This is a genomic window from Bradyrhizobium sp. GW821-FHT12B03 (genome assembly GCF_058807535.1).
On record NZ_JBXAQU010000003.1, the window covers coordinates 446,102 to 460,326 of the forward strand.

The window sequence follows — 14,225 nt, forward strand, 5'->3', positions numbered from 1 at the left end:
TTCCATCTTCATGACGGCGAGCATCACACAGGCCGAGACCCAGGAAGGGCCGGTCACCTCAGGCTTTTGGGCGCTTACGCTCGGGAGCATCGGTGTCGTTTTTGGCGACATCGGCACCTCGCCGCTCTACGCCTTCCACGAGGCGGTGCGGGGCGCGGCCCATGGCGAGCCGGTCACGCGGGTCATGGTGCTCGGCGTGCTCTCGCTGATCCTGTGGGCGCTGCTGATCGTCGTCACCGCCAAATACGTCCTGCTGCTGCTCCGCGCCGACAACAACGGGGAGGGCGGCACGCTCTCGCTGATGGCGCTCGGCCAGCGCGCGCTCGGGCGGCGAAGCTGGTTCCTGCTCGCGCTCGGCGTGGTCGGCGCCTCCATGTTCATCGGCGATTCCATGATCACGCCGGCGATCTCGGTGCTGTCGGCGGTCGAGGGTCTCAAGCTGGTGACGCCAGCGTTCGAGCACTATGTCGTGCCGCTCACCGTCTTCATCCTGGTGCTGCTGTTCGCGGTCCAGAGCAAGGGGACGGCGCTGGTGGCCTCGGCCTTCGGGCCGGTGATGGTGGTCTGGTTCACGGTTCTTGCGGTGATGGGCGCCGTCCACATCGCCGACGATCCGTCGGTGCTGGCGGCGATCAATCCCTATTACGCGCTGCAATTCCTGCTCTCGCATGGCACGATCGGCCTTGTGACGCTGGGCGCCGTGTTCCTCGCGGTCACCGGCGGCGAGGCGCTCTATGCCGATCTCGGCCATTTCGGCCGCAAGCCGATCCAGTCGGCCTGGATGTTCTTCGTGTTGCCCGCGCTCTTGATCAACTATTTCGGGCAGGGCGCGCTGGTCCTGTCAGATCCGAGCGCGATCGAGCATTCCTTCTATCGCATGGTGCCCGAAAGTCTGGTGCTGCCGCTGGTTGGACTTGCGACAGCGGCGACCGTGATCGCGAGCCAGGCGGTGATCACGGGCGCCTATTCGCTGGTCTATCAGGCGGTGCAGCTCGGCCTGCTGCCGCGCTTCGAGGTCCGCTACACCTCCGAAACCCATGCCGGCCAGATCTATTTGCCGCGCGTGAACCGGCTGTTGCTGATCGGCGTGATGCTGCTGGTGCTGCTGTTCCACACCCCCAGCAATCTGGCTTCGGCCTATGGCATTGCGGTCTCCACCACCATGGTCGCCGACGGCATCATGGGCTTCGTGGTGATCTGGAAATTGTGGAACTGGCGCGCCGCGACGGCTGCGGCCGTGATCCTGCCCTTCGTCGTCGTCGACCTGAGCTTCTTCAGCGCCAATCTCTTGAAACTGCTCGAGGGCGCCTGGGTACCGCTGCTGTTCGGCGCGGCCATGGCGGGAACGATCTGGACTTGGCGGAAAGGCTCGGGAATTCTGGTCCAGAAGACGCGCCGGATCGAGGTGCCGCTCGACGATCTGATCCGGAGCCTGGAGAAGCGGCCGCCACACATCGTCAAGGGCACGGCGGTGTTCCTGACCAGCGATCCCTCTTTCGTGCCGACCGCGCTGTTGCACAATCTCAAGCACAACAAGGTGCTGCACGAGCACAACGTGATCCTGACCATCGAGACCGCGCATACGCCGCGGGTCGATCTGTCGGAACGTTTCCGGATGGAGAAGATCAGCGACAAGTTCTTCAAGGTCCGCCTGCGCTTCGGCTACATGGAGCAGCCGAACGTGCCCAAGGCGCTCGCGATCGCGCGCAAGCAGGGCTGGCAGTTCGACATCATGTCGACCTCGTTCTTCGTGTCGCGGCGGTCACTGAAGGCTTCAGCACATTCGGGGATGCCGCTGTGGCAGGACCATCTCTTCATCGCGCTGAGCCGGTCCGCCAACGACGCCACCGATTATTTCCAGATTCCGACCGGACGGGTGGTTGAAGTTGGCACTCAGGTCATTATTTGAACGCGATTGGCGGACCCATGCAATATGCGCATGGCACGGGCCCAAAATCGGGCTAGGCTATGCCGGCAGCGCAGGGCTATAAGCCCGCGCTCTTCCGCCGTTGTGCAGTGAAGCATTTTTAGAGGCCATTGGGCTCTCCCCATGACAAGTGACGTAGCAGTTCCCGCCCCGGAAACGGCGGCGGCCAATGGGCATGGCGAGGCCCACACCACAGCCGGTTTCGGTGCGCTGACGCTCGGCAGCATCGGGGTGGTCTATGGAGACATCGGCACCAGCCCGCTCTATGCGTTCCGTGAGGCGGTGACGGCGGCGTCCTCCGGCACCGACGGGCTCGCCACGCCGGCGGCCGTGCTCGGCGTGCTCTCCCTGATCCTGTGGGCGCTCATCGTCGTGGTGACGCTGAAATACGTCGTGATCCTGCTCCGCGCCGACAACAACGGCGAGGGCGGCACCTTGGCGCTGATGGCGCTGGCCCAGCGTGCGGTCGGCACCGGCGGGGCGACCATCGTCCTGCTCGGCATCATCTCCGGCGCGCTGTTCTACGGCGACGCCGTCATCACCCCCGCACTTTCGGTGCTGTCGGCGATCGAGGGCATGAAGGACGTCACCCTGCGGTTCGAGCCTTACATCGTGCCGCTGACCGTGGTGATCCTGGTCTGCCTGTTCGCCGTGCAGTCGCGCGGGACCGCCCGCGTCGCCGCCTTCTTCGGTCCGATCATGTGTGTCTGGTTCGCGGTCATTGCGGTGGCGGCGATCCATCCGATCATCGAGCAGCCGCAGGTGCTGTTCGCGCTGAACCCGCTCTACGCCATATCCTTCATGCTCCATCACGGCATCATCGGCTTCGTGACGCTGGGCGCGGTGTTTCTGGCGGTCACCGGCGCCGAAGCGCTCTATGCCGACCTCGGCCATTTCGGCAAGCGACCGATCCAGACCGCCTGGCTGTTCATCGTGCTGCCCTCGCTGGCGCTGAACTATCTGGGGCAGGGGGCGCTCGTGCTCGGCGATCCCGGGGCGATCGAGAGCCCGTTCTTCCAATTGTTTCCGCAAGGCTGGATCCGCGGCGCCATGGTCGTGCTCGCCACCGCCGCCACCGTCATCGCAAGCCAGGCCGTCATCACCGGCGCCTATTCGCTGACGCGCCAGGCGATTCAGCTCGGGCTGCTGCCGCGCTTCGAAATTCGCCATACGTCTGAAGCCCATTCCGGCCAGATCTTCATCCCGCGCATCAATCAGCTCTTGCTGGTCGCAGTGGTGCTCCTGGTGCTGCTGTTCCGCTCTTCGAGCGCGCTGGCCTCGGCCTATGGGATCTCCGTCACCGGCACCATGGTGGTCACCGCGATGATGGGCTTTGTCGTGATCTGGAAGGTCTGGCGCTGGTCGCCGCTCGCGGCGGCCGCGCTGATCGCGCCGTTCCTGTTCCTCGACCTGACTTTCCTCGCCGCCAACCTGCTCAAGGTGTTCGAGGGCGGCTGGGTGCCGCTGGCGCTCGGCGCGCTCATGATCATCCTGATGTACACGTGGCGGCGCGGCAGCCGGCTGCTGTTCGAGAAGTCGCGCAAGCTCGAGTTCCCGCTCGCCGACCTCGTGGCGATGCTGGAGAAGCGGCCGCCGCAGCGCGTGCCCGGCACCGCCGTGTTCCTGACCTCGGACCCGCTCAGCGCGCCGACTGCGCTGATGCATAGTCTGAAGCACTACAAAGTGCTCCATGAGAAGAACGTTATTCTCACCATCGAGACTGCGCAGACCCCGCGCATCGATCCGGCCGAGCGCGTCCGGCTGGAGCAGATCTCACCGACCTTCTCCAAGGTGACGCTGAAGTTCGGCTTCATGGAATCGCCCAACGTGCCCAAGGCGCTGGCGATCGCCCGCAAGCTCGGCTGGCAGTTCGACATCATGTCGACCTCGTTCTTTCTGTCGCGCCGGGCGCTGAAGCCCGCCGCCCATTCCGGCATGCCGCGCTGGCAGGACCGGCTGTTCATCTCGCTCAGCCGCTCCGCCAACGACGCCACCGACTATTTCCAGATCCCCTCCGGCCGCGTGGTCGAGGTTGGAACGCAGGTGACGATCTGATCCTCCGTTTGAAGGTCGCGCTTCAAGTCGCTGCGATTTAGCTTTAACTTGCGCTGTGCGGCTCAAGCCTTTGTAGCGCTTGATTTTCGCCTGCCGAGAGGCGAGGTTGCGCCCCGTCGGGATCGCCCCGGCTCGAGGCTCGGACGTTGGAGGATGAAGTGGCAAACCAGGTGCAGGATCTGACCCCGGACGAGGTCTCCAAGGGTGTCGCGGAAGGGCGCTATCTGCTCGTCGACGTCCGTGAGCCGAACGAGGTCGAAGCCGAGGCCTATCCCTATGGCGTCGTGGTGCCGCTCTCGACCTTCGATCCCAAGGCGATCCCCGATCCACGAGGCAAGGAGGTCGTGTTCGCCTGCCGCTCCGGCAAGCGCTCGGTGACGGCCTCGCTGGCGGCGCAGGCGGCGGGCCTGCCTTACGACAAGCATCTGGCCGGCGGCATGCTCGGCTGGAAGGCGGCGGGTCTTCCCAGCAAGGTCGGTGGCTGATCGGGCCCAATGTCTAACACGATGACCAAGAGCTCGTCCCTGAACAAGGTCTTCGCCGACCTTCCCGTCACCATCTTCGAGGCGATGTCGCAGGCCGCGCGCGACAATGCCGCCATCAATCTCGGCCAGGGCTTTCCTGACGATCCCGGCCCCGAGGACATCCGCCGCGCCGCGGCCGAGGCCTCGCTGAACGGCTACAACCAGTACCCCTCGATGATGGGCCTGCCGGAGCTGCGCCAGGCGATTGCGACCCATTACGGCCACTGGCACGGCCTCGAGCTCGATCCGATGAGCGAGGTGATGGTGACATCAGGCGGCACCGAGGCCCTGACCTCGGCCATCCTTGCGGTGGTTCAGCCCGGCGACGAGGTGGTCTGCTTCCAGCCGGTCTACGATTCCTACTTGCCGATCATCCGCCAGGCCGGCGGCATTCCGCGGCTCGTCCGGCTCGAGCCGCCGCACTGGCGATTGAATGAGGACATGCTGAAAAGCGTCTTCAATTCAAAGACCAAGGCGGTGCTGTTCAACAACCCCTTGAATCCTTCCGCGGTGGTTTATCCGCGCGAGGATCTCGAGCTGCTGGCGCGCTACTGCCAGGAGTTCGACGTCATCGCGATCTGCGACGAGGTCTGGGAGCACGTCACCTTCGACGAGCACAAGCACATCCCGCTGATCACCATCCCCGGCATGCGGGAGCGCACCATCAAGGTCGGCTCCGCCGGCAAGATATTCTCGCTGACGGGGTGGAAGATCGGCTTCGTCTGCGCCGCGCCGCCGCTGCTGCGGGTGGCCGCCAAGGTGCACCAGTTCCTGACCTTCACGACCGCGCCGAACCTCCAGGCCGCCGTCGCCTACGGCCTCGGCAAGTCCGACGACTACTTCCTGTCGATGCGGAAAGACCTGACGCGGAGCAGGGACCGCCTGACCAGGGGGCTGGAGAGCCTCGGCTTCCCCGTGCTGAAGTCGCAGGGCACCTACTTCCTCACCGTCGACCTGTCGCCGCTCGGGCTGAACGAGAGCGATACCGAGTTCTGCTGGCGGATCGTGAAGGACTACAAGGTCGCGGCGATCCCGGTCTCGGCGTTCTACGAGCAGGACCCGGTGACGTCGGTGGTGCGCTTCTGCTTTGCCAAGAAGGACCAGACGCTCGACACCGCGCTGGAGCGGCTGTCGGACGCGGTGCGTGGACGCAAGAGGTAGATCTGAGATGACGAACGTCAGCCGCTCCAGGCTTTGCCTTGGTTTTGCAATCGCCGCCGCGCTGACGTTGCTCTCTGCTCCCGCGGGGGCCGAGGAGCGCGTCGTCAACTTCTACAACTGGTCGAACTACATGGCGCCTGACGTCCTCGAGGCCTTCACCAAGGAGACCGGCATTAAGGTGGTCTACGACACTTTTGATGCCAACGAGACGCTGGAGACACGCCTGATGGCCGGCAAGTCCGGCTACGACGTCGTGGTGCCCACGGCCTATTTCCTGCAGCGTCAGATCAAGGCGAACATCTTCCAGAAGCTCGACAAGGCGAAGCTGCCGAACCTCGCCAATGCCTGGCCGGTGGTGACGCAGCGCCTCGGCATCTACGACCCCGGCAACGTCTATGCCGCCAATTACATGTGGGGCACGACGGGCATCGGCTACAACATCGCCAAGGTGAAGCAGATCCTGGGCGCGGACGCCAGGATCGACAGCTGGGACATCGTCTTCAAGCCGGAGAACCTTGCCAAGTTCAAAGACTGCGGCGTCCACATGCTCGACTCCGCCGACGACATCTTCCCGGCGGCGCTGAGCTGGCTCGGGCTTGATCCGAACTCGACCAAGCAGGCCGATTTGGAGAAGGCCGCTGACATCGTGGCGAAGGTCCGCCCCGCCGTGCGCAAGTTCCATTCGTCCGAATACTTAAGCGCGCTTGCGACCGGCGAGATCTGCTTCGTGGTCGGCTGGTCCGGCGACATCATGCAGGCCCGTGCCCGCGCGGCGGAGGCCAAGAGTGGCATCGAGATCGGCTACACCATTCCGAAGGAGGGCGCGCAGATGTTCTTCGACAATCTGGCGATCCCCGCGGATGCCAAGAACGTCGCGGAAGCCTACGAGCTGATCAATTATCTCTACCGCCCGGACGTTGCGGCCAAGAACTCGGACTTCTTGTCCTACGCCAACGGCAACCTCGCCAGCCAGAAGCTGGTCGATCCAAAGATCCTTGGTGACAAGAACATCTATCCGGACGAGGCGACGCTTTCAAAATTGTTCGTCATCACGGCGCGCGAGCCGGCGACGCAGCGCGTCATCAACCGGCTGTGGACGAAGGTGAAGACGGGGCGCTGAGGCGCTGCGGTCGTCATTGCGAGCGACGCGCAGCAATTCAGAATCTTTCCGCGTTGAGAGTCTGAATTGGCTTCGTGGCTTCGCTCCTCGCAGTGACGGCGCGGCTACCGCCACCTGCGATGCAGCCACAGCCACTGCTCGGGATGCTCGCGCACCCAGTCTTCCACCACGTTCGTGATCGCCTGGGTCGTGCCCTGGATGTCGATCTTGCCATCGGCATCGCGCACCGGCTGGACCTCTTCGGTCAGCTCCGCGGCGAAGCGGCCGCCGGGCTTGCGGATGATGCGGACGCCGTGGATCGGGCATTCGACCTGGCGCAAGAGGCGCGCCAGCATCGGGTTGGCGCGGGTCTTGCGGCCGAAGAAGGTGACCTCGACGCCGCCGGTCAGATACTGATCGACCAGCATGGCGACGTGCTTGCCGTCCCTCAGCGCCTGCGCGAGCCGGAGCGGCGCGTCGCGGCCCGCCGGGATCAGCGTGCCCATATTGACCTGGCGCATCTCCTGGATGATGCGGTCGGCGGAGGCGATGTTCGGCCGGCGATAGAGGATCGCGGCATCAAGGCCGTGCGCGACGGCAGCGAGCGCCGGCAACTCCCAATTGGCCAGATGCGCGGCAAAGATCAGCGCCGGCTTGCCGTCGTCGCGGATGTGGTCGAACCGTTCGATGCTGGCTTGAGGCAATTCGATCCGGCTGTTCTCCGGATGGGCGCGGTCGTAATCCCAGACATGGTCCATGTGGGCGAATTCGGCGCCGACGCGGCCGAGATTGTCCCACACGCCCATCAGGATCGCTTCGATCTCCTCGGGCGATTTTTCCGGAAAGGCCGCGGTGAGGTTGGCGCGGCCGATGCGGTGCTCGCGCAGCCGCGGGCCGATCGTCTTGGTGACGCGCGCGAAGAAATCGGAGGTCTTGACCGGATCGAAATAGCGCGTGGTGCGCAGCATGCCGACGGTGGCCGCGCCGATCAGGCCGCCGCCGATCGACTTGGCGGCCTCCCGCGCGCGGGCCTTGATGCTCGCAGGAAGCAGCGCCATGCGTCCGGTCAGGCCGGTTCGCGGGTCAGGATCAGCGAGGCGTTCTGGCCGCCGAAGCCGAACGAGTTCGACATCACGGCGGTGACGCGGGCGTCGCGCGCCTTGTTGCCGACCACGTCGAACAGGATCGTGGGATCCGGGGTCTCGTAGTTGATCGTCGGCGGGATGCGCTGATGCTCGAGCGTGAGCAGCGAGAAGATCGCTTCCACCGCGCCGGCGGCCGAGATGGTGTGGCCGACCATCGACTTGTTGGAGGTGACCGGGATCTTCGAGACGAGCTCGCCGAACACGGCCGATGTCGTGTTGTACTCCATCTTGTCGTTTTCGGGCGTCGCGGTGCCGTGCGCGTTGATGTGGTCGATCTGGCCCGGCTCCATGCCGGCGTCGGCCAGCGTCTTGTTCATGCAGCCGATGATCGGCTTGCCGTCGGGCGAGGAGCGGGTGCGATGGAAGGAATCGGTCAGCTCGCCGCAGCCGGCGATCACGCCGAGGATTTTTGCGCCGCGGGCCGTGGCGGCTTCATAGCTTTCCAGCACGAGCGCGCCGGCGCCTTCGGCCATGACGAAGCCGTCACGGTTCTTGGAGAAGGGGCGGGAAGCCGCCTGCGGCGGATCGTTCTGGGTCGACAGCGCCGAGAGCAGCGAGAAGCGCACGAGGGCTTCCGGATTGACCGTGCCGTCGGTTGCCACGCACAGCGCAGCGTCGGTCTCGCCGCGGCGGATCGCCTCGACGCCGAGCTGGATCGAGGTCGCGCCCGAAGCGCAGGCCGTCGACAGCGAGATCGGCGAGCCCTTGGTGCCGAAGGTCTCGGCGAGATACGCGGCGACCGAGCCGAACATGAAGCGGTGATGATAGGCGCTGTACTTGCCGCCGCCGGAGATGCGCAGCAGATCGTCATAGGTGAAGTCGGGCTTGCCGACGGCGCGGCCAAGCTCGCGGCGCTGCGGCCACTCGACCTCGACCGGCGCGACCGCAAGGAACAGGGGACCGGGGAAGTCGCCCTTGGCGCCGATGCCGGCCTGGTCGAGCGCTTCCTCCGTGACCAGCTCTGCCATCCGCTCGGACAGGCCGGTGGAGGAGAACGGATCGACGCTGACGAAATCGACCGTGCCGGCCATCGTGGTTCTCAGGCCGTCGACCGGAAAGCGCGTGATGGTGCGGATGCCGGATTCACCGGCGACGAGCTTCGCCCAATTGTCGGCCTTGCCGGCGCCGAGCGAGGTCATGATTCCCATGCCGGTGACGACGACGACGGGACGCCCGAGTTTGTCGCGTGGTGCAGTCATGGATCCCCCGATAGAATTAGCTGACCGCCTCGACCAGCGCCATGCCTTCGCCGCGCCAGTGTCCAGCCCCCACCACGACAATCTGGGTGGGCGCGCCCTGCATTTCAATCTCGGTCCCCGTGGAATCGTTCGGCGGGAACAGGGCGCCGCGCGAGATCGAGAGCGCAGCGAGCGCAATCCCGAGCGGGAATTGCGTCTCCATGGTGTGGCCGAACATCGTGCCCGTCGAGCGCACCGGGAAGTCGGGGTGGCCCTTCAGGAAACCGCGTTCCTCGGATGTCGCGGGCTCCGCGCCGGTGGCGCCCGTGATGATCGCGCCCTTGCCCTCGCGCTTCGGCAGCTTGGCCCAGAGCTTCTCGAGCGTTGCGGCCATGTCGCCACCCTGCTTGCGCCGGGCGAGATCGGCAACGACGCTCGACAGTTTTGCGAACGGCTTTGCGCCGCGTGCTTCGGCGTGCGCGCGCGACTCCAGCACCAGGAAGGCGCCGGCCGAGCCGAGCGCGAAGCCGGCGTGGTCCTTGCGCGCCCACACCGGAGCGAACTTGTCCTTCAGGTTGAAGTCGCCGAATTCGTAGAGGACCATCAGGTCCTTGCGCTCGCCATTATGCGAGCCGCCGACGAGCGCAATGTCGCTCTCGCCCGAGGCGATGCGCGCCAGCGCGATGCGGGCGGCATCGGCGCCCGCGACCTCTTCGCCCATGAAGGTGCGCGAGGTGCCGCCGAGACCGTGAACGATGGCGATGTTGCCGGCGAGGAGATTGGAGAGCTGGGCCAGGAACAACGTCGGCCTGAGATCGCTCATCAGGCGCTCGTTGAGGAAGCCCGGCGCATTCGCACCCTTGGCCTCGGCCGTGAGCACACCGGTGTCGACGTTGAGATCGCGCTCGCCGCCGCCGGCGGCGACCACCATGTCGATCTTCGACAGGATGTCCTTGTTGCCCTTGATCCCGGCGGAGTCGAGCGCAAGGCCCGCGGCGTAGGTGCCGATGCGCTGCCAGGCTTCCATCTGGCGCTGGTCGCCCTTCTTCGGGATCTGGCTGTCGAAGGTAACAGGCATCAGCGGATGCACGATGTAGGGCGCAAAGCCCTTCTCGTCGACATTGATGCGCTTGTCCTGAAGCGCGGCCCAGTTGGCGTCGAGGCCCTCGCCGAGCGAGGTGGCGAGACCAATGCCGGTGATCCAGACTTCCGTCTGGCCGGGCTTCGCAGCGGTGTCGGTCATGGCGATACGGCCTGTAGCGGAAAGCCGACGCGCTCGGCGACCTTCGTCATGTACCCGCGCATGTCCGCATTGGGGAAGGGAATCAGCGTGAAGGTGAGCGCCGAATTCGCGCGCAGCTTGCCGCCGACCCGGATCTTGGCTTCGGTCATGGCGTAGCCCGAGCCCTCATAAGTGAGGCTCGCCTCAAGGGTCATGAGGTCGCCCGGAAACACCGAGCCGCGCACCTTGGCTTCCTTCACGGCGGCGAGAATCGGCATGCGCTCGAACTTCAAGACGCCAAGCAGGAGAAAGCCCGAGGCCTGCGCCATCGATTCGATCAGGAGCACGCCGGGCATCAGGGGATAGCCCGGGAAGTGCCCCTCGAAGATGGTGCTCTCCTTGGGGACCTGGGCCTCGACGACGATCGTCTTCTCGTCGACCCTGAGGTCGACGATGCGATCGATCATGTGGAAGTATTCGAGTTGCATGACCGCCCGATTAGGCGCTCGCGCCCTTGGCTGCAACCAGCTCGTCGATGCGCGCGCACAGGTTCTTCAGGACGAAATATTGTTCGGTGGTCGCCTTGCCGTCGTTGACCTCCTGGGTCCACTTTTCCAGCGGGAGCTTGATGCCGAACTGCTTGTCGATCGCAAAGGCGATATCGAGGAAATCGAGGCTGTCGATACCGAGGTCATCGATGGCGTGGCTATCCGGCGTGATCGTGTCGCGCGGGATGTCGCAGGTTTCAGCGATGATCGTAGCGACCTGATCGAATGTGGAGGACATCACTAAGCCTTTGATATATTGCGGGTATTTGTCAGATGTTCCAGAGTGGTATGGCGGGTGGGCATCGCGCCCCTGATGACGCCCTCAACCCCCCTCTGGCCGGGTCGAGAGCCCGTATATCGGAGCGCCGCCCTGAGTTCAATGGAGCCTAACAGGCCAAGGCAACGGCAAGGGATGAAGCCGGGGATACCGCCCGCAGGGCCTCCGGACGGCAGGCCGGGCCTAGAGGAGTGGCGTCGCGATCTTGGCGCAGTCCCGGCGGCCCATCAGCACGCAATCCTGGGTCCGGCGCAGGTCGGCGATGCTCACGGCGAGCCAGATTCCGATCGCGGTCAGCGCGATGGTGAAGGCGAGCGCGGCAATGTTGGCGAGCATGCGGTGGCGGAATTCGTCCGGTTCGGTGCGAGGCTGCTCGTAGCGCGACAGGTCGAGCGGCTTGGGCGCGACGCGCAGCGGCTGCACGGTACCGTTGCCCCGGGGGACCGTCGGGGAGGGCGAGGTGCGCGGCCTGAACTGGAGCACCCGGTGCTCCTCATCAGAGCTTATGGGCCGCTGGGTTTTCATGGTGCGAGGATCACTCCGAAGCAGCGAATTTTGATAGCACACGTGATGAACGCGTTGCAGAAAATCTTCTCAACGCGACCGTGCATTGCGCTTTTGCACGACCTCTCACGGGAGCCCGCGACGGATCGCGACGGCGGTCGTCACGCCGGCGTCAGGATGCAACGGGGTGCGTTGCAACAACGGCCATGGCGCCCGCATCGCCCCGGCCCCGTGAACATCGGCTTGTGATCTTCAGTCCGGGCCGAACACATTTTGCCGCCACAGGGCCCGTGGCATAGTCCATGGGAACCTGGACGGTTGCAACAATGTGAAGGGCCCTTCGACCATGACCACCAACGCGCGCGAGCCGAGAGTGCATCCGGTGCCGATCCTGTCGCTTCGGCCGACGCAGATGACGGTCGGCATGCGCGAGGTCAAGGAGAAGCGCAAGCGCTGGCGCGAGCACGACGGGGAGAAGCAGGCCGATCTGCTCGGCAAGCACATGATCCCCGTCGTCTACGGACCCGACGAACGCTATTACGTGATCGACCATCATCATCTCGGCCGCGCACTGCACGACGAGGGCGTCAAGAAGGTGCTGGTGACCGTGGTCGGCGACCTCCGGATGGTCGAGCGCGAGGCCTTCTGGGGCGTGATGGACAACAAGCGCTGGGTCTACCCCTACGATTCCAAGGGCGAGCGGCGGCCGTTCCGCGACCTGCCGAAATCGGTCGTCGATCTCAAGGACGATCCGTATCGCAGCCTTGCCGGCGAGCTCCGCCGCATGGGCGGGTTCGCCAAGGACACCACGCCGTTCTCCGAATTCCTGTGGGCCGACTATCTGCGCCGAAAACTGTCGCGCAAGGCGGTGGATGCCAATTTCGACAAGGCGCTCGAGAAGGCGATGTCGGCCGCCAAGAGCAAGGATGCGGTCTATCTACCTGGCTGGTGCGGGCCGGCGGACGACGACTAGGCGCGGTATTGGCTTCAGGACGGCACGCGGCCCAACGGTCCGGACCTCATCACAGCTGCTTGAGCGACATCATTTTCCGGACCCATGAAGCGGTCTTGAAACACGGCAGTCCCATCTCTTGGTGATCGAGCTTACACAGGAGGCAGGAATGCGCCGTTTGATTTTCGCCGTTGCCTTGCTTGCGGTCGCTTCAGCAGGGATCTCGGCCTCGTTTGCCGCAGTTCACCACGCCAAGACGTTGACATTTTCCGAGCGCTTTGCCCCGGCGCTCGAGTTGATGGCGAAACGCTAGCGGCATAGCGCTGCGCGGCCGCGGGCAACGCAAGTCACTTCGGGGCTTGCGGGCCGGGCGAGGACAGCAGGCGATCCATCTCGGCGGCGGCCTCGCCGTCGCGCACCTTCTGCAACAGCGCATGGCGCTCGGCGCCGGCCGGCAGCTTTCTGGCGGCGGCGCGCGCCTCTTGCGTGAACTTGTTCAGGCGCTCCTGGAGCGACAGGTCCGGTCGCGTACGGTTGCGTTTCTTGGTCATGGCTTGGCCTCTCCGGCGCGAAACCAACCATGCGAACGTGAGCGGCGTCCTTAACTTTTGTTGGAACCGGCGGCGCGGATCGCGGGTTTTCCATGACAGCGGCGCCCGGCGCGCCATGGTTCCAATTCATGCCAACGGAGCGACGTCGCGTGCCCAGCGATACGATCCGCGCTGCGCTCGTCAGGCGTTTGCGCATGTCTTCCGGTATTTCGGACGAGGACGCCGGAGAGATCGAGGCCATTCCGATTGCGGTCCGGCACTACCCGGCGGAGACGCCGGTGGTGCGCGATGGCGAGCGTGCGACCGATTGCTGCCTGATCGCCGATGGTTTCTGCGCGCGCTCCAAGACGATTGCGAGCGGCAAGCGGCAGATCCTCTCCATCCATATCCCCGGCGAAATCCCGGATCTGATGAGCCTGTTCCTGCACGTGATGGACCACGATCTGGCGACGCTGACGCCCTGTACGCTCGGCTTCATCAGCCACGACACGCTGCGAAAATTGCACCATCGCAGGCCGGTCGTCGCCGAGATGTTTTGGCGGGACACGCTGATCGATGCCGCGATGTTTCGCGAATGGATCGTCAATGTCGGACAGCGTCCGGCGCCTGCGCGCCTTGCCCATGTCATGATCGAATTGCGCGAACGCCTCAGGGTCATCGGGCGCGCCGACGGCAACAGTTTCGAGATGCCGCTGACCCAGGAGCAGATCGGCGAAGCGTTGGGCATCACCGCGGTCCACGCCAACCGGGTGATCAAGCAGTTGCGCCAGGACGGCATCGTCGAGTTTCAGCGCGGTCGCGTCACCGTGCTCGACGAAGCCCGATTTTTGGAACTTGCGGATTTCGACGGTCGTTACCTGCATCAGTCTCCAGGACTGTGAGGCGCCCGATGCCACGATTCCATTTCGACATCCACGAGAAGGGCCGTCTTGTTCGGGATGAGAACGGGCAGGAGCTCTTGAACGGCAGCGACGCGCGAAAGGAGGCGGTGCTGACCGGCGCCTCCATCGCCCGCGACGTCTTCGTCTCGGGCAGCGCGTAGCGTGTCATCGTCGACGTCCGCGCGGAGGGCGCGCCGTTCC

General features: G+C 64.9%; 16 protein-coding genes. 9 read left to right on the forward strand and 7 right to left on the reverse strand.

The window, feature by feature from the left end; genetic code table 11:
- Positions 1-10 precede the first annotated feature (10 nt).
- The 5 genes from AC1RUR_RS09160 to AC1RUR_RS09180 all read left to right on the forward strand — a co-directional run bounded on the left by AC1RUR_RS09160 (position 11) and on the right by AC1RUR_RS09180 (position 6,787).
- Positions 11-1,909, forward strand: a complete 1,899-nt coding sequence (locus AC1RUR_RS09160; RefSeq protein ID WP_492842961.1) for a potassium transporter Kup — start codon at positions 11-13, stop codon at positions 1,907-1,909.
- 141 nt (positions 1,910-2,050) lie between these two features.
- Positions 2,051-3,982, forward strand: a complete 1,932-nt coding sequence (locus tag AC1RUR_RS09165; RefSeq protein WP_492842963.1) for a potassium transporter Kup — start codon at positions 2,051-2,053, stop codon at positions 3,980-3,982.
- Positions 3,983-4,140: 158 nt separating this feature from the next.
- Positions 4,141-4,467, forward strand: a complete 327-nt coding sequence (locus tag AC1RUR_RS09170; RefSeq protein WP_492842965.1) for a rhodanese-like domain-containing protein — start codon at positions 4,141-4,143, stop codon at positions 4,465-4,467.
- 21 nt (positions 4,468-4,488) lie between these two features.
- Positions 4,489-5,667, forward strand: coding sequence for an aminotransferase (locus AC1RUR_RS09175; protein ID WP_492843166.1), 1,179 nt, complete (start codon positions 4,489-4,491; stop codon positions 5,665-5,667).
- Positions 5,668-5,674: 7 nt separating this feature from the next.
- Positions 5,675-6,787, forward strand: coding sequence for a polyamine ABC transporter substrate-binding protein (locus AC1RUR_RS09180; RefSeq protein WP_492842967.1), 1,113 nt, complete (start codon positions 5,675-5,677; stop codon positions 6,785-6,787).
- Between the two features lie 104 nt (positions 6,788-6,891).
- On the opposite strand, the gene AC1RUR_RS09185 is transcribed toward AC1RUR_RS09180, so the two are convergent.
- The 6 genes from AC1RUR_RS09185 to AC1RUR_RS09210 all read right to left on the reverse strand — a co-directional run bounded on the left by AC1RUR_RS09185 (position 6,892) and on the right by AC1RUR_RS09210 (position 11,661).
- Entirely contained in the window at positions 6,892-7,824 is a 933-nt protein-coding gene (locus AC1RUR_RS09185) for a lipid A biosynthesis lauroyl acyltransferase (RefSeq protein WP_492842969.1), read from the reverse strand.
- Positions 7,825-7,832: 8 nt separating this feature from the next.
- Complete coding sequence (locus AC1RUR_RS09190) at positions 7,833-9,110, reverse strand: beta-ketoacyl-ACP synthase (RefSeq protein ID WP_492842971.1); 1,278 nt, start codon at positions 9,108-9,110, stop codon at positions 7,833-7,835.
- 16 nt (positions 9,111-9,126) lie between these two features.
- On the reverse strand, positions 9,127-10,332 hold the full coding sequence (locus AC1RUR_RS09195) for a beta-ketoacyl-ACP synthase (protein ID WP_492842973.1): 1,206 nt from the start codon (positions 10,330-10,332) through the stop codon (positions 9,127-9,129).
- The gene (locus tag AC1RUR_RS09200; RefSeq protein WP_492842975.1) at positions 10,329-10,799 is read right to left on the reverse strand and encodes a 3-hydroxyacyl-ACP dehydratase FabZ family protein; all 471 of its coding nucleotides are present in this window, start codon (positions 10,797-10,799) and stop codon (positions 10,329-10,331) included. The genes AC1RUR_RS09195 and AC1RUR_RS09200 overlap by 4 nt, the downstream gene beginning before the upstream one ends.
- A gap of 10 nt (positions 10,800-10,809) precedes the next feature.
- On the reverse strand, positions 10,810-11,097 hold the full coding sequence (locus tag AC1RUR_RS09205) for an acyl carrier protein (protein ID WP_007592476.1): 288 nt from the start codon (positions 11,095-11,097) through the stop codon (positions 10,810-10,812).
- A gap of 222 nt (positions 11,098-11,319) precedes the next feature.
- Entirely contained in the window at positions 11,320-11,661 is a 342-nt protein-coding gene (locus AC1RUR_RS09210) for a hypothetical protein (protein WP_492842979.1), read from the reverse strand.
- A gap of 325 nt (positions 11,662-11,986) precedes the next feature.
- On the opposite strand from AC1RUR_RS09210, the gene AC1RUR_RS09215 reads away from it, so the two are divergent.
- Both AC1RUR_RS09215 and AC1RUR_RS09220 read left to right on the forward strand, forming a co-directional pair.
- The gene (locus tag AC1RUR_RS09215) at positions 11,987-12,613 is read left to right on the forward strand and encodes a ParB-like protein (RefSeq protein ID WP_492842981.1); all 627 of its coding nucleotides are present in this window, start codon (positions 11,987-11,989) and stop codon (positions 12,611-12,613) included.
- Positions 12,614-12,731: 118 nt separating this feature from the next.
- The gene (locus AC1RUR_RS09220) at positions 12,732-12,905 is read left to right on the forward strand and encodes a hypothetical protein (protein ID WP_492843180.1); all 174 of its coding nucleotides are present in this window, start codon (positions 12,732-12,734) and stop codon (positions 12,903-12,905) included.
- A 34-nt stretch (positions 12,906-12,939) separates the two neighbouring features.
- On the opposite strand, the gene AC1RUR_RS09225 is transcribed toward AC1RUR_RS09220, so the two are convergent.
- Positions 12,940-13,143: a hypothetical protein gene (locus tag AC1RUR_RS09225; RefSeq protein WP_492842983.1), complete on the reverse strand. Its 204-nt coding sequence runs from the start codon at positions 13,141-13,143 to the stop codon at positions 12,940-12,942.
- A gap of 194 nt (positions 13,144-13,337) precedes the next feature.
- Between AC1RUR_RS09225 and AC1RUR_RS09230 the strand changes: the two genes are divergently transcribed.
- Positions 13,338-14,024, forward strand: coding sequence for a Crp/Fnr family transcriptional regulator (locus tag AC1RUR_RS09230; RefSeq protein WP_492842985.1), 687 nt, complete (start codon positions 13,338-13,340; stop codon positions 14,022-14,024).
- Between the two features lie 8 nt (positions 14,025-14,032).
- Positions 14,033-14,185 carry a DUF6894 family protein gene (locus AC1RUR_RS09235; RefSeq protein WP_492842987.1) on the forward strand — a complete coding sequence of 51 codons (153 nt, stop codon included), beginning with the start codon at positions 14,033-14,035 and terminating at the stop codon, positions 14,183-14,185.
- The last annotated feature ends 40 nt before the right edge of the window (positions 14,186-14,225 follow it).

Excerpts from the sequence above, each read along its gene's own strand:
- AC1RUR_RS09175 (WP_492843166.1), top strand. The coding sequence starts at position 4,489 with ATGACCAAGAGCTCGTCCCTGAACAAGGTCTTCGCCGACCTTCCCGTC.
- AC1RUR_RS09235 (WP_492842987.1), top strand. The coding sequence starts at position 14,033 with ATGCCACGATTCCATTTCGACATCCACGAGAAGGGCCGTCTTGTTCGG.
- AC1RUR_RS09180 (WP_492842967.1), top strand. The coding sequence starts at position 5,675 with ATGACGAACGTCAGCCGCTCCAGGCTTTGCCTTGGTTTTGCAATCGCC.
- AC1RUR_RS09215 (WP_492842981.1), top strand. The coding sequence starts at position 11,987 with ATGACCACCAACGCGCGCGAGCCGAGAGTGCATCCGGTGCCGATCCTG.
- AC1RUR_RS09195 (WP_492842973.1), bottom strand. The coding sequence starts at position 10,332 with ATGACCGACACCGCTGCGAAGCCCGGCCAGACGGAAGTCTGGATCACC.
- AC1RUR_RS09225 (WP_492842983.1), bottom strand. The coding sequence starts at position 13,143 with ATGACCAAGAAACGCAACCGTACGCGACCGGACCTGTCGCTCCAGGAG.
- AC1RUR_RS09160 (WP_492842961.1), top strand. The coding sequence starts at position 11 with ATGACGGCGAGCATCACACAGGCCGAGACCCAGGAAGGGCCGGTCACC.
- AC1RUR_RS09185 (WP_492842969.1), bottom strand. The coding sequence starts at position 7,824 with ATGGCGCTGCTTCCTGCGAGCATCAAGGCCCGCGCGCGGGAGGCCGCC.
- AC1RUR_RS09200 (WP_492842975.1), bottom strand. The coding sequence starts at position 10,799 with ATGCAACTCGAATACTTCCACATGATCGATCGCATCGTCGACCTCAGG.
- AC1RUR_RS09230 (WP_492842985.1), top strand. The coding sequence starts at position 13,338 with ATGTCTTCCGGTATTTCGGACGAGGACGCCGGAGAGATCGAGGCCATT.
- AC1RUR_RS09205 (WP_007592476.1), bottom strand. The coding sequence starts at position 11,097 with ATGTCCTCCACATTCGATCAGGTCGCTACGATCATCGCTGAAACCTGC.
- AC1RUR_RS09210 (WP_492842979.1), bottom strand. The coding sequence starts at position 11,661 with ATGAAAACCCAGCGGCCCATAAGCTCTGATGAGGAGCACCGGGTGCTC.
- AC1RUR_RS09190 (WP_492842971.1), bottom strand. The coding sequence starts at position 9,110 with ATGACTGCACCACGCGACAAACTCGGGCGTCCCGTCGTCGTCGTCACC.
- AC1RUR_RS09165 (WP_492842963.1), top strand. The coding sequence starts at position 2,051 with ATGACAAGTGACGTAGCAGTTCCCGCCCCGGAAACGGCGGCGGCCAAT.